At 75.5% G+C, this 12,749-nt stretch carries 10 protein-coding genes and 1 tRNA gene; 7 read left to right on the top strand and 4 right to left on the bottom strand.

Annotated features, from left to right (window positions below):
• Positions 1-234 precede the first annotated feature (234 nt).
• On the top strand, positions 235-1,848 hold the full coding sequence (locus tag AB0O91_RS27145) for a tetratricopeptide repeat protein (RefSeq protein WP_363438038.1): 1,614 nt from the start codon (positions 235-237) through the stop codon (positions 1,846-1,848).
• Positions 1,849-2,005: 157 nt separating this feature from the next.
• Here AB0O91_RS27145 and AB0O91_RS27140 read toward each other — a convergent pair whose 3' ends face one another.
• On the bottom strand, positions 2,006-2,662 hold the full coding sequence (locus AB0O91_RS27140) for a histidine phosphatase family protein (protein ID WP_363438036.1): 657 nt from the start codon (positions 2,660-2,662) through the stop codon (positions 2,006-2,008).
• A gap of 287 nt (positions 2,663-2,949) precedes the next feature.
• Here AB0O91_RS27140 and AB0O91_RS27135 point away from each other — a divergent pair, with 287 nt between their 5' ends.
• Genes AB0O91_RS27135 through AB0O91_RS27125 form a run of 3 tightly spaced genes read left to right on the top strand, consistent with a single transcriptional unit; the run spans position 2,950 to position 7,225 of the window.
• Positions 2,950-4,209, top strand: a complete 1,260-nt coding sequence (locus AB0O91_RS27135) for a hypothetical protein (RefSeq protein ID WP_363438033.1) — start codon at positions 2,950-2,952, stop codon at positions 4,207-4,209.
• Positions 4,206-5,876 carry a hypothetical protein gene (locus tag AB0O91_RS27130; RefSeq protein ID WP_363438030.1) on the top strand — a complete coding sequence of 557 codons (1,671 nt, stop codon included), beginning with the start codon at positions 4,206-4,208 and terminating at the stop codon, positions 5,874-5,876. Before AB0O91_RS27135 ends, AB0O91_RS27130 begins: the two co-directional genes overlap by 4 nt.
• Complete coding sequence (locus AB0O91_RS27125) at positions 5,873-7,225, top strand: AAA family ATPase (RefSeq protein ID WP_363438027.1); 1,353 nt, start codon at positions 5,873-5,875, stop codon at positions 7,223-7,225. Before AB0O91_RS27130 ends, AB0O91_RS27125 begins: the two co-directional genes overlap by 4 nt.
• A gap of 113 nt (positions 7,226-7,338) precedes the next feature.
• Here AB0O91_RS27125 and AB0O91_RS27120 read toward each other — a convergent pair whose 3' ends face one another.
• The gene (locus tag AB0O91_RS27120) at positions 7,339-7,587 is read right to left on the bottom strand and encodes a hypothetical protein (protein ID WP_363438024.1); all 249 of its coding nucleotides are present in this window, start codon (positions 7,585-7,587) and stop codon (positions 7,339-7,341) included.
• Positions 7,588-7,822: 235 nt separating this feature from the next.
• On the opposite strand from AB0O91_RS27120, the gene AB0O91_RS27115 reads away from it, so the two are divergent.
• The 3 genes from AB0O91_RS27115 to AB0O91_RS27105 all read left to right on the top strand — a co-directional run bounded on the left by AB0O91_RS27115 (position 7,823) and on the right by AB0O91_RS27105 (position 9,098).
• Positions 7,823-8,179: a hypothetical protein gene (locus AB0O91_RS27115; RefSeq protein ID WP_363438022.1), complete on the top strand. Its 357-nt coding sequence runs from the start codon at positions 7,823-7,825 to the stop codon at positions 8,177-8,179.
• A 219-nt stretch (positions 8,180-8,398) separates the two neighbouring features.
• The gene (locus AB0O91_RS27110) at positions 8,399-8,956 is read left to right on the top strand and encodes a bifunctional DNA primase/polymerase (RefSeq protein ID WP_363438020.1); all 558 of its coding nucleotides are present in this window, start codon (positions 8,399-8,401) and stop codon (positions 8,954-8,956) included.
• 68 nt (positions 8,957-9,024) lie between these two features.
• A tRNA-Lys gene (locus AB0O91_RS27105) sits at positions 9,025-9,098 on the top strand.
• 111 nt (positions 9,099-9,209) lie between these two features.
• Here AB0O91_RS27105 and pgi read toward each other — a convergent pair.
• Positions 9,210-10,871 (bottom strand): glucose-6-phosphate isomerase, encoded by a 1,662-nt coding sequence (pgi, locus tag AB0O91_RS27100; RefSeq protein WP_363438018.1) that lies wholly within the window; start codon positions 10,869-10,871, stop codon positions 9,210-9,212.
• Positions 10,872-11,071: 200 nt separating this feature from the next.
• On the bottom strand, positions 11,072-12,655 hold the full coding sequence (locus AB0O91_RS27095) for a Na+/H+ antiporter (RefSeq protein WP_363438016.1): 1,584 nt from the start codon (positions 12,653-12,655) through the stop codon (positions 11,072-11,074).
• Positions 12,656-12,749: the final 94 nt, after the last annotated feature.

Here is a 12,749-nt window from a genome sequence, read left to right as displayed (position 1 = left end):
GAAGCGCTGCCGCCGCGGGGGGCCGCGGGGGCGGGGACGGGCCGGGGGGACGCCCTGGGCTTCCAGGTACCAGGTCAACGCGCCAGGGCGCCCGGAGGCCACGGGGCGCCTTACAGCAAGGCATGGCATTTCATGGCGGATACCCGGCAACTACGCCCGTTTCACCCCGTATTGATAGGAGATGTCCTGCGAACCGACTGTGGCCGATCAGTGACTCCGAGTACTCTCGGCGCCATGGCAGCCACCCCACCGGCCGAGCCGAACCGTCCGTCCCCCAACCCCGTGATGCGCGCGCTGCGCGGCGACCGCTCACCCGGCGAGTTCGCCATGGCGGTCCGCCGGGCCGCCCGCGAGATCGGCGAGCACGTGTCCTGCGACGCCCGCTACGTCGGCCGGGTCGAGTCCGGTGAGATCCGCTGCCCCAACTACGCCTACGAGCGGGTCTTCCGGCACATGTGGCCGGGGAGCACGCTCACCGACCTGGGCTTCGCCCCGCGCACCGCCGTCCGCCGCCGTCCGGCGGCCGGCCCGGCCGGTGCCCCGCCCCACCCCGCGCTCCATCCGTCGTTCCCGCCCCCGCCCGCCCCGCGCTCACCACTCTCCACCCAACTCCCGTACGCTGCCTCGCCGTACGCGGATCCAGCCGCTCCGGACGGGCCCCCGTGGCCGATGGCCGGCGCGGTGCCCAGGGGGCCCGATGGATCGCCCTACCCCGACGAGGAGAACGACGACGTGCGTCGCCGTACGTTCCTGGCCGGCGGCTCGACCGCGCTGGCCACCGTGATCGGCATCGACCGGTCGGCCGCCGCCCGGCCGGCCCCCGGTGCCGGTTTCGGCCCGGCCCCCGGCCGGTTCGCCTTCCCCCGCCCGGAGTCGGCCGCGCCGGCGCTGCTCGGCGCCGAGCCGCTGGTGCCCGGCCGACCGGGCCCGGTGCCACCCCCGCGCAAGGTCGGCGCCGCCGAGGTGCTCGGTGTCGAACAGGCCGTCCGGGACATCAGAGTGGCGGACGACGCGCACGGCGCCGACGCCCTGTACGAACGCGCCGGGCAGTCCCTGCGCACCGCCTACCTCCTGCTCAACGAGGGCGACTACAGCGCCGAGACGGAACGGAGGCTCCAGGCCGGGGCGGGCGAACTGGCCATCTCGGTGGGCTGGTTGGCCCATGACTCGAACCGGCTCGCGGACGCCCGTTCGTTCTACGCCGAGGCGCTGGCCACCGCCCGGATGGCCGACGACTCCGCGCTGGAGGCGCACGTCTTCTGCAACAGCGCCTTCCTCGCCCGCGACGCGGGGCGCCCGCGCGAGGCGCTGCGCGCCGCGCAGGCCGGGCGGTCCGCCGCCCGGGAGCTGGGCTCCGCCCGGCTGCTCGCCCTGCTGAGCATGCGGGAGGCCGGAGCCTGGGCCGTACTGCGGGATCGTTCCTCCTGCGAACGTGCGCTCGGCCGGGCGTACGCGCTGTTCGACCGGGGGCCGTCGGAGTCCGATCCGGAGTGGATGTGCTTCTTCGGCGAGGCGGAGATCGCCGGTCTGCAGTCGCAGTGCTGGTCCGCGCTGGAGGACTGGGACCGCGCCAGCGACCAGGCCGCGCTGGCGATAGCGCTGCAGGAGCCGCACTTCGTGCGCAACCGGGTGCTGTACACCGCCGAACTGGCCCACGACCGGCTCGGCCGGGGGGACTTGGCGGGGGCGGCGCACCACGGCTCGGCCGCCGTGGCGCTGTTCGGCGAGGTCCGCTCGGCCCGGATCCGCAGCATGCTGGCGGACACCGCGGGACGGCTGCGCCCGCACGCCGCCGTGCCCGAGGTGCGCGGCTTCCTCACCGGCTACGACCGGGCCGCGGCGGCCTGACCGGCGCTCCGTCCGTCACCCCGGGGCCCATGGCCGGGCCCCGGGGTGGCGGACGGTCTCCGGGGTGGCGGACGGTCTCCGGGGTGACGGACGGTCTCCGGAACCGACGGACGGGCCGGTCGGCGGAACACCCACCGGCCGGCCCGCGACGACCGCCTCAGTGGCCGGACGTCAGCCCCTCCAGGTGCGACAGGTCGTTCCAGACCTCCACCGCCGGGGCGCCGTACTCCCAGGACAGCACGCACAGCGCCGCCGTGCCGAGCTTGAACCGCTGGGCGAACTCGGGCGGCAGACCCAGCCAACGGGCGGTCAGGATGCGCAGCAGGTGGCCGTGCGCGAACAGGATGACGTCGCGGTCGGCGCAGTGCATGTCGGTGGTGTCCGCCGCCGGGACGCCGTGCTCCTCGTTGAGTTCGGCGAGGAAGGCGTCGACCCGGGCGGCCACGTCGGAGAGCTTCTCGCCGCCGGGCACGCCGTCGCGCCAGATCAGCCAGCCGGGGTGGTCGGTGGCCCGGATGTCGGCGCCGGTGCGCCCCTCGTACTGGCCGTAGTCCCACTCCAGCAGTTCCGGACGCTCCACCGCGCGGTCGCCGAAGCCGGCCAGCGCGCAGGTCTCCTCGGCGCGGCCGAGCGGGCTGGTGTAGACCAGCGCGTCCGGCAGCCCGTTCCAGGGGGCCTTGGCGAGTCGGGCGCCGAGCGCCCGGGCCATCGCCCGGCCGTCCTCGGTCAGCGGGATGTCGGTGCGGCCGGTGTGGCGGCCGGTGGCCGACCACTCGGTCTCGCCGTGGCGGACCAGCACGATTCGGGCGGGCATGGGGGGCTCCTCGCAGCGGGGCGGTCAACGGTCGGTCTCACCCTTGAGCACCGGGCTCCATGATCCCCCACCCGGACGGCGGCCACGATCGCGGCCCCGGGATGCCGACCGGGCCCCGGCCCGGCAGGGGCCCACGACCTGCCCCGCGCCGGCCTCCCACCGGGCCCACGGCCTGCCCCGCGCCGGCCTCCCACCGGGCCCGCTACGGGCGCGGATCGACCGGTTGCGGCCGGAACGGGCCGGTCCGCACCGCGTTGTCGGACCCGGGTGCGACACTGGGCCGCACCATGAACGTCTCGACGAACGTCCCGCTCGGCGGGCCCGCTGAGCCGCTCGCCCGCCGGCTCGCCGAGCTGCGCGGACCGGCCCCGCAGCGCAGTCTGAACGCCCGCTCCCTCGCCGCGCTGGCCGCCAATCCGGGCTGCCACCGCCGCGCCGTACTGGATGCGGCCGGGGTAGACAAGTCGGCGCTGGCCGCCCGGCTCGGCCGCCCCGCCCCCTTCGGGCAGTCCCCGTTCGCGATCGCCCGCGGCGTGATCTTCGAGTCCCGGCTGAAGGCGGACGACCACGCCGCCCTGCTGGAACCGCTCCGCGCCCATCTCGGCGTCCCGGCGGACGACCGCGCCCCGCTGCTGGTGCCGGACCTGCTGCAGCGCTCCGGCCCGGCGGTCCGTGCCGACCGCACGGCCGAGGTGCTGGCCCGGGCCGCCGCCGATCCGGACGCCTGGACGCTGCTGGACCACCCGATGCTGCGGCTCGCCGTGGCCGGCAGCACCGCTTACCTGGAACCGGACGCCCTGGTGGTGCACGGCGGGCGGTGCACGGTGGTCGAGATCAAGTCCTTCCCGGTACTGGACGGCAGCGCGGACCCGGCCAAGGTCGGCGCGGCGGCCCGCCAGGCCGCGGTGTACGTGCTGGCGCTCCAGCACGCCGCCGCGGCGGCCGCCGGACTGCCGCTCGACGACGACCCGTACACCGAGCAGCGGCTGCCGGGCAGCCCGCGGACCAGCGTGCTGCTGGTCTGCCCGAAGGACTTCGGCAACCGGCCGACCGCGGTCGCCGTCGACGTCCGCCGCGAGCTGGCCACCACCCGCCGCCAGCTGAGCCGGATGACCGGCATCGGCCGGCTGTTGGCGGAGCTGCCGCCGGGCACCGACTTCGACCTGGCCGCCGACCCGGACGGCGCCCCGGCCCGGACGGCCGACCAGCTCACCGCCTCGGTCGAGGCGGTGCCCGCCGCCTACAGCCCGGACTGCCTGTCCACCTGTGAACTCGGCTTCCACTGCCGGGCCCGGGCCCGCTGCGACGACCGGGTCGAGCAGCTCGGCCGGGGCGTGCGCGGCGAGTTGGGCAGCATCCGGACGGTCACCGAGGCGCTGGCCGCCGCCTCCGGAAAGACCGGTGACACCGATGCCGGGCGCACCGACGGGGTCGACGGCGGGCACGACTCCGACGGCGGATACGACTCCGACGGGGAGCACGAGGCGGCCGAGCGCCTGGCGTACGCGGCGGCCCTGCGCGCCGAGGCGCTGGGGGTCCGCGGATGAGCCTGCTGACCACCCTCGCCCGGCTGGAGGCCGTCCGCAGCGGCCGGGCCGAACCGCTGGCCACCGTCCGGCACCGGCACCTGTCGGAGCGCCCGATGGTGCTCGTCCCGCTGACCGCCGCCGGCGAGGCCGGCGCGCCGCTGGCCGTCATGCTGGGCACCGACCGGGACGCCCCCAGGCTGCACCTGGTGCCGCAGCCGCTGAACCGCACCCTGCGGTTCGACTACCTGGCCGCGCTGGCCGCCGACCTGCTGCCCTACCTGGAGTCCTTCGGCACCGAGGTCGAGCAGATCGAGGGCTCCGAGAAGGACCCGGAGACCGGCGAGAAGACCCAGGTGTTCCGCGAACTGTGCGCTGAAGCACCCCAGTTGATCGTGCCCAACAGTGCGGGGGTGCACCACCTCGCGCTGATCGGCCGCTCGACCCGGTTCCGCCGCACCGCCGAGGACGCGGACCCGGGCCCGCACCCGGCGCCGCTGCGGGTGCCCCTGCTGGGTCGCTGGCTGACCCACCTGACCGACCGCGCCCAGGTGCCCGGCTCCAGCCTGCTGCTGCCGATGACCGGCCTGCTCGCCCGGCACTGGGCCACCGGCCAGAGCCACCTGGAGGACCAGCACCTGGCGGCCCGGCTGGCCTGGCACGCCCCGCCGCCGGGGCTGACCGGCGCCCGGGCCGCCGAACTGGCCGAGAGCGCCCGCGACGAGCGGGGCCAACTGCTGCACCCGCCGGCCGGTCCGGCCACCGACCCGGGCTTCGACGAGGGCGTGCTGGCCCCGGCGATCGCCCGCTACGACGCCGCCGTCAACGCGCTCCAACACGGCACCGGGCAGTACGGCACCGGGCGGCACGACGCCGACCCGCACGACGAGGCCTCCGCCGAGCGCGCCCGGGCGGCCGTCCGGGCGGCGCTCGACCAACTGGAGCAGGCGCTGTCCACCGTCCTGCTGCCCACCTGGCGGGACGTCTGGCAGGGGCTGGACCTGCTGCGCGCCCTGCCACCGGCCGCCCACCTGGCGGAGCGCTGGACCGGCGACCGCTGGTCCTACACCGGCCACCGGGACCGGCTGGCGGCCGGCGAGCCGCCGCAGCCCCGGCAGGACGACGCCGTCACCGCGGCCCGCAAGCTGGCCCAGCGCGAGCGCGAGCAGGCCCGGCTGGACGTCCAGGAGGCCCTGGACGACCCGCTGGCGATGGCCGAACACCGGCTGTCCGGCGAGGCGTTCAGCGGGGTGGTGACGGACGTGGTGCTGGAGTACGACACCACCGGCCGCTCCCCCAAGCCCCGCCCGCTGGTCACCCTGCACACCACCGACCGGCCGCACGCCGACCTCGGCCGGGAGGCCCACCGGGTGTGGGGCTCCCCCCGGGCGGAGGCCGGCGGCGGGCCGGCGGCGCAGAAGGCCGAGATCGTCGCGGTCGAGCCGACCGGGGGCACCATCACCCTGCGGGTGCTCTCCGGCATGGGCCGCAAGAAGGAACCCGAACCGGGCAGTCTGCCCGAGCCGGGCGACCCGGTCACCTTCACCCTGTTCGAGCTGACGGTCCGCCAGTCCGCGCCGCTGCCCGAGCCGGACGACACCCCGTGGACACACGGCGGCCCGCCCGGCTCCGCGGCCGTGCCCGCCCCGGCCGCCGCCCTCGCCGTCGCCACCGAGGATGGGGAATGATGAGCACGCAGTCCCCGGGCGCGGCCGCCGACGCCGCCGTGGCCCGCATCCTGGCGGCCACCGTCCACCCGCCGGTCGGCGCGCCGCGCGGCGTGGTGGTGGACTCCCCGCCCGGCGCCGGGAAGTCGACCCTGGTGGTACGGGCCGCCCGCGAGCTGGTGGCGGCCGGTGAGCGGCTGATGGTGGTCGCCCAGACCAACGGCCAGGTGGACGACCTGGTCGGCCGACTGGCCGAGAGGGCACCGGAGTTGACGATCGGCCGGCTGCACGCGGCGGACGCCCGGCCCGGGCCGGAGGTGCTCCGGCACGCCAACGTCACGCCCTCCGACAAGGTCGCCGACCTGGTCGAGCAGGACGTGGTGATCTCCACCTCCGCCAAGTGGCAGTGGGTGCGGGTCGAGGCGCCGTGGCGGCACGCGATCGTCGACGAGGCGTACCAGATGCGCTCGGACGCCCTGCTCGCGGTGGCCCGGCTGTTCGAGCGGGCACTGTTCGTCGGCGACCCGGGCCAGCTGGACCCGTTCACCGTCGTCGGCACCGAGCAGTGGGCCGGCCTGTCCTACGACCCGTCCAGCAGCGCCGTGGTGACCATGCTGGCGCACAACCCGCAGATCGAGCCGCACCGGCTGCCGATCTCCTGGCGGCTGCCGGCCAGCGCGGCACCGCTGATCTCCCGGGCGTTCTACCCGTACACGCCGTTCCGCTCCGGCACCGGCCCGGACGACCGCCGGCTCACCCCGGGCGTGCGTCCGGACGGCTCGGCCCTGGACGCGGTGATCGACCGGGCCGCCGAGCACGGCTGGGCCCTGCTGGAGCTGCCCGCCCGGCACACCGTGCGGACCGACCCGCAGGCGGTGGCGGCCGTCGCGGCGACCGTCCGGCGGCTGCTGGAGCGCGGGCTGACCGCCGGTTCCGAGCAGGGCGAGACCCCGCTCACGGCGGACCGGATCGCCGTCGGCACCGCCCACCGGGACCAGGCGGCGGCGGTTCGGGCGGCCCTGCTCAAGGTGGGGGTGCCGGTGGACGGCTCGGCCGGGCCGGCCGTCACGGTGGACACCGCGAACCGGCTGCAGGGCCGGGAGTACGACGTCACCGTGGTGCTGCACCCGCTCTCCGGGCGGCCGGACGCGACCGCCTTCCACCTGGAGACCGGCCGGCTGTGCGTGCTGGCCTCCCGGCACCGGCACGCCTGCATCGTGGTGGCCCGGGCCGGGATCGCCGAGCTGCTCGACGAGCACCCCTCCACCGAGCCGGTCCAGTTGGGGGTCCCGGTCACCTTCCCGGACGGCTGGGAGGCCAACCACCAGGTGCTCCAGCACCTGAGCGGCCACCGGGTCCGCCTGCGCTGAGCCGGGCGGCCCCGGAGGGACGGCCCGGGCCCGGGGCACCGGACCGGGCGGGGTCAGTCCTCGGTCTCGCAGACCGCGAGGGCCACCACCGAGCCCTGCTCGGCCCGGGCGCTTCAGCCGGTGGCGTCGGCGGTCGGCCCGCTGTCGCGCACCGGTCCGGCCGCGTCGGGCTGGAGGCGGTAGCCGCCACCGGTCAGGTGGCTGCCGGCCGGGCAGGTCGCGGTCGAGACGCCGCCCGGGGCGCTCGGCGGCCCGGTGACCACCGTGGCGGCCTCGGCGGCGAAGGCGGGCGCGGCGGGGGCGACCACCGCGGCCGGGAGGAGGACGGCGGCCGACAGCAGGCCGGTGGACAGTGCGCGCATGGGGTGCTCCCGGTTCGGTGGACGACTGCTGCACCCGGCACAACCGGTTCGCATGCGATCCGGAAGCGCGGCGCCCGGAGTCACCGCCCCGGCGCGCGCCCGGGAATAGCGCCTGCATGCGCACCGTTCCGCTACCGGCCGTCGCCGCGAGACAATGGACGACGGCCACGACCGGGCGGTGCGGCCCGGAGCAGCCCGCCGCCCTCCCTCACCGAGACCCCGGAGGTGTCCGTCCATGCCCGACTCCCCCGCCGAGACGCCCGAGTCCACCAGGCGCCTGCGCCCCGCGCAGCTCCTGTTCGAGCCGCAGTCCGCCGAACCGGAGCCGGAACGATTCTTCGACCTGGAGGCGATCGACGACCCCGCGGAGCTGCTGCGCCGCTCCACCGAGCTGGCCCTGGCCTTCCGGACCGCCGCCGAGCGGGCCACCGACTTCCAGGCCGTCGCCGCCGCCCAGCTGGCCGACCCGCGCCGGTTCGACGCGCTGTCGAACACCGAGGTCGCCGAGCGGGCGGACTGGACCCCGGACTACGCCGCCAAGATGATCGAGTACGGCCGCGGCCTGCTCCAGCCGCGCCGCCACGAGGGCTGAGGCCCGCCGGGAGGACGTCCACCGGAACCGCCCCGGTGGCCGGGCCGGCCACCGGACCGTTCGCCGGACGGGGACGGACCCGGAAACCGGACACCGGACCGGTCCGCCCGGGGCCGCTGGCATATGCCAGCGGCGGAGGGTACGGGATCGCCCGGCGCCCTGTCCGGCGAACGGCGCTTTCCGCCCCGGCGGGGGCGCGCACGGCGCAGGCTGCTGGGCGTGGACATCTGGACGCACCAGTCGGTGGAGTACGTCACCGTGGCCGGGGAGGCCTGGCTGGCCTCCGCCAGCGAGTACCCGCGCAGCATGCGCGCCCTCTGGGAGGCCCGCCCGTGGGCGCCCTCGGTGCTGCCCTGCGGGCGCGCCTTCGACGTGATCAGCATGCCGTCGCTGTTCGGCCGCCGGGTGCTGGACGAGCTGTGGGCCTCCGGCCCCGGGTGCGGCCCGGGGGCCGGCTACCGGGGCCGCACCCGGCGGTTCGTCCAGCCCGGCGCGGCGCCCCGGCGGCGCCGGCTGCTGGCCTGGGAGGAGTGGGCCCGGGACGTGCCGCCGCTGCTCTGCCACGGCAGGGGCGACGCGGTGACGGTGCCGCCGCTGCAGCGGATGGTGCACGGCCCGGAGTCCCCCGGCCGGGGCTCGGGCCGCTGGATCGTCGCCCCGGAGGAGCGGGAGCCCTGGCTGCCCGGGGCCTCGGTGGTGCTCTGGGCCTGCGTACGGGCGGCGCGCGAGCCCGGCGGGGCCGTCCCGGCCGAGCCGGTCGTCGTGACCGGCGGGTGAACGGGGGGCGGCCGGTATTCGATTTTGGCTCGACCCCGGGCCGCTGCTAGAGTCTTCTCTGTCAGCAGGCGCCGCTAGCTCAGTTGGTTAGAGCAGCTGACTCTTAATCAGCGGGTCCGGGGTTCGAGTCCCTGGCGGCGCACAGACAGCCGGGAGGCCCCTTGCGAGAGCAAGGGGCCTCCCGGCGTTTCGCCGTACGTGCGAAGGACGGCCGGGCCGCCCGCCGGGGCGGGCGGGCGGCCCGGGCCGGGGCTCAGCGGCCGCGCAGCGCGCGGTAGCGGGCCACCAGCGCGGCGGTGGAGCTGTCCAGCTGGTCGCCGCCCTCGCCGGTGAGCAGCACCGGCTCGATCCGCCTGGCGAGCACCTTGCCCAGCTCGACGCCCCACTGGTCGAAGGAGTCGATGTTCCAGACCGCGCCCTGGACGAACACCTTGTGCTCGTACAGCGCGACCAGCTGGCCGAGCACCGACGGGGTCAGCTCGGCGGCCAGGATGGTGGTGGTCGGGTGGTTGCCCTTGAAGGTCTTGTGCGGGACGAGCTCGGCCGGCACGCCCTCGGCCGCGACCTCCTCCGGGGTCTTGCCGAAGGCCAGCGCCTGGGTCTGGGCGAAGAAGTTGGCCAGCAGCAGGTCGTGCTGGGCGACCAGCCCGGCCGGCAGGTCGGCGACGGGGCGGGCGAAGCCGATGAAGTCGGCCGGGATCACCTTGGTGCCCTGGTGCAGCAGCTGGTAGTAGGCGTGCTGCCCGTTGGTGCCGGGGGTGCCCCAGACCACCGGGCCGGTCTGCCAGTCGACCGGGGTGCCGTCGCGGGTCACCGACTTGCCGTTGGACTCCATGTCCAGCTGCTGGAGGTAGGCGGTGAACTTGGACAGGTAGTGCGAGTACGGCAGCACCGCGTGCGCCTGGGCGTCGAAGAACGCGCCGTACCAGACGCCCAGCAGGCCGAGCAGCAGCGGGACGTTCTGCTCCGGCGGGGCGGTGCGGAAGTGCTCGTCGACCAGGTGGAAGCCGTCCAGCATCTCGCGGAAGGCGTCCGGGCCGATGGCGATCATCAGCGAGAGGCCGATCGCCGAGTCGTAGGAGTAGCGGCCGCCGACCCAGTCCCAGAACTCGAACATGTTGGCGGTGTCGATGCCGAAGTCCTGCACGCCCTGGGCGTTGGTGGACAGGGCGACGAAGTGCTTGGCGACCGCCTCGGTGCCGGCGCCCAGGCCGTCCAGCAGCCAGGAGCGGGCGGAGACCGCGTTGGTGATGGTCTCGATGGTGGTGAAGGTCTTCGAGGCGACGATGAACAGCGTCTCGGCCGGGTCGAGGTCGCGGACCGCCTCGTGCAGGTCGGCGCCGTCCACGTTGGAGACGAAGCGGACGTCCAGGTCGCGCTGGGTGTACGGGCGGAGCACCTCGTAGGCCATCGCCGGGCCGAGGTCGGAGCCGCCGATGCCGATGTTGACCACGGCCCGGATCCGCCGGCCCGTGTGGCCCTTCCACTCGCCGCTGCGGACCCGCTCGGCGAAGGCGGCCATCTTGTCCAGGACCGCGTGCACCGCGGGGACGACGTTGACGCCGTCGACCTCGATCACGGCGTCGCGCGGGGCGCGCAGCGCGGTGTGCAGCACGGCGCGCTGCTCGGTGACGTTGATCTTCTCGCCGCGGAACATGGCGTCCCGCAGCCCGGCGACGTCGGTGGCGGCGGCGAGTTCGCGCAGCAGCTCCAGCGTCTCGGCGGTGACCAGGTGCTTGGCGTAGTCCACGTGCAGGTCGCCGACCTGGAGGGTGTGGCTGCGGCCGCGCTCGGGGTCGGCGGCGAACAGCTCGCGCAGGTGGGTGTCGCCCAGCTCGGCCCGGTGCTTGGCCAGGGCGGCCCACTGCGGGGTGCGGTCGAGCGGGGTGCGGGCGTCGGCGCGGGTCTCCGACATCGGTGGGTCCTCGATTCATCTGGGTGCAGAAACCGGCAGGGCCAGGCGTGAGGGCCAGGCGGCGGACGCCTGTTCGCGAGGTCGTGGCGGTACGGGTGGTGCGCCGACTCCGTTGACGGCCTGCCCGGGTTCAGCCTATGCAACCCGGGAGGGGGTCGTGCGCATTCCGCCCCGCGGGCGGGCGCGGGGCGGACTGTCCGTCACTTCCGTTCGGAGCGCAGGTCCAGTCCGCGCAGCACGTGGTCGACCAGTTCCGGGTCGGCGCCGAGTTCGCTGCGGGCGATCAGCATCTCGCGCCGGGAGGCGGCGATCATCTCCTGCTCGACCTCGACGGCCGCCCGCCACTGGGCGATCCGCTGCTTGGCCTCGGCGGCCTCCTCCTCGGCGTAGTTCTCCGGGCAGAGCCGGGCCAGCCGGTCGTGCTGACGGTCCCGCAGGCGGTCGGCGACCTCGGCGGGCAGCTTGTCCTGCTCCTCCAGCTCGCCGAGCCGCTGGAGGCCGGCCTTGGCGGCCCGCCACCAGAGCTGGCGCACCGCCTGCTCGTGCTTGTCCTGGTCGATGTCCAGTTCGAGCTGCTTGGCCAGCCAGGGCAGTGTCAGGCCCTGGACCAACAGGGTGAACAGCACCACGCTGAAGGCGATGAAGACCAGTCGGCCGCGCTCCGGGAAGTCCTCGCCGGAGTGCAGGGTGAGCGGGATGGCGAGGGCCAGGGCGACGGTGGCCACCCCGCGCATGCCGGACCACCAGAGGACCACGCTCTCCTTCCAGCTGAACGGGGTGTCCTCCTCGTCGCCCTTGCGCAGCTTCTTGGACAGCCAGCCGGCCGGCAGCAGCCAGAGCAGCCGGACCACCACCACGACCGCGATGACCACGGCCGCGTCCCCGAGGAAGCCGGTCCAGCCGCGGCCGGCCTCCTTGAGCACGGTGGCCAGCTCCAGGCCGATCAGGCCGAAGGCCACGCCGGTGATCAGGATCTCGACCACCTCCCAGAAGGCGTTGCCGACCAGCCGGTAGGCGACGGCGTCGGCGTCGGCGGCCCGCTCGGCGAGGTAGAGCGCGCAGATGACGACGGCGAGCACGCCGGAGCCGTGGATCTCCTCGGCGACGGTGTAGGCGGCGAAGGGCACCAGCAGGTTGAGCGCGACCTGCTGGGTCGGGTCGTCCAGGCGGTCGGCCAGCTTGGCGTTGACCCAGCCGAGCACCACGCCGACGACCACGGCGAGCACCGCGGACAGCACGAAGCGCAGGACGGCGTCGCCGACCGAGAAGTCGCCGCTGACCACGGCCTCGATGGCCAGCGAGTAGATGACGATCGCGGTGACGTCGTTGAACAGCCCCTCGCTCTCCAGGATCGCCACCAGGCGCCGGGGCAGCCCGACGCTGCCGGCCACCGCGACGGCGGCCACCGGGTCGGGCGGGGAGACCAGCGCGCCGACCGCGATGGCGGCGGCGAGCGGCAGGGCGGGCAGCAGCCAGTGCACGGTGCCGGCCACCGCGACCGTGGTGACCGCCACCAGGGCGATCGCCAGCAGCAGGATCGAGCGGGCGTTGGCCTTGAAGTAGCGCACCGAGGAGCGCCGGGCCACGGCGAAGATCAGCGGTGGCAGGACCAGCGGGAGGATCAGCTCCGGCTCGATCTTGACGTCCGGGATCTGCGGGACGAGCGCCATCACGATGCCGAGCAGGGTCATCAGGACCGGCTGCGGAACGCCCGTCCTTCGGGCGAGCGGCATGGTCACCACGGAGGCGAGCAGCACCAGGAAGAACAGGGGCAGCTGGCCCACGGGACGGTTCCTCTCGACGGCGGATCGGCGCCGGCCGGCCCGGCGGGGCGGGCGACCGGTCGGCGGCGGACGGCTGAGCGCCGCCCAGGATAAA

Origin of the sequence: Kitasatospora sp. NPDC089797, from assembly GCF_040684795.1 — a bacterium.
GTDB lineage: Bacteria > Actinomycetota > Actinomycetes > Streptomycetales > Streptomycetaceae > Kitasatospora.
Note: the sequence above shows the minus strand (reverse complement) of the source record. Positions and strands in the feature narration are given on the sequence as shown.

Coding starts and splice junctions, on each gene's coding strand:
- AB0O91_RS27125 (WP_363438027.1), top strand. CDS start 5,873: ATGATGAGCACGCAGTCCCCGGGCGCGGCCGCCGACGCCGCCGTGGCC.
- AB0O91_RS27115 (WP_363438022.1), top strand. CDS start 7,823: ATGCCCGACTCCCCCGCCGAGACGCCCGAGTCCACCAGGCGCCTGCGC.
- AB0O91_RS27130 (WP_363438030.1), top strand. CDS start 4,206: ATGAGCCTGCTGACCACCCTCGCCCGGCTGGAGGCCGTCCGCAGCGGC.
- AB0O91_RS27140 (WP_363438036.1), bottom strand. CDS start 2,662: ATGCCCGCCCGAATCGTGCTGGTCCGCCACGGCGAGACCGAGTGGTCG.
- AB0O91_RS27135 (WP_363438033.1), top strand. CDS start 2,950: ATGAACGTCTCGACGAACGTCCCGCTCGGCGGGCCCGCTGAGCCGCTC.
- pgi (WP_363438018.1), bottom strand. CDS start 10,871: ATGTCGGAGACCCGCGCCGACGCCCGCACCCCGCTCGACCGCACCCCG.
- AB0O91_RS27120 (WP_363438024.1), bottom strand. CDS start 7,587: ATGCGCGCACTGTCCACCGGCCTGCTGTCGGCCGCCGTCCTCCTCCCG.
- AB0O91_RS27145 (WP_363438038.1), top strand. CDS start 235: ATGGCAGCCACCCCACCGGCCGAGCCGAACCGTCCGTCCCCCAACCCC.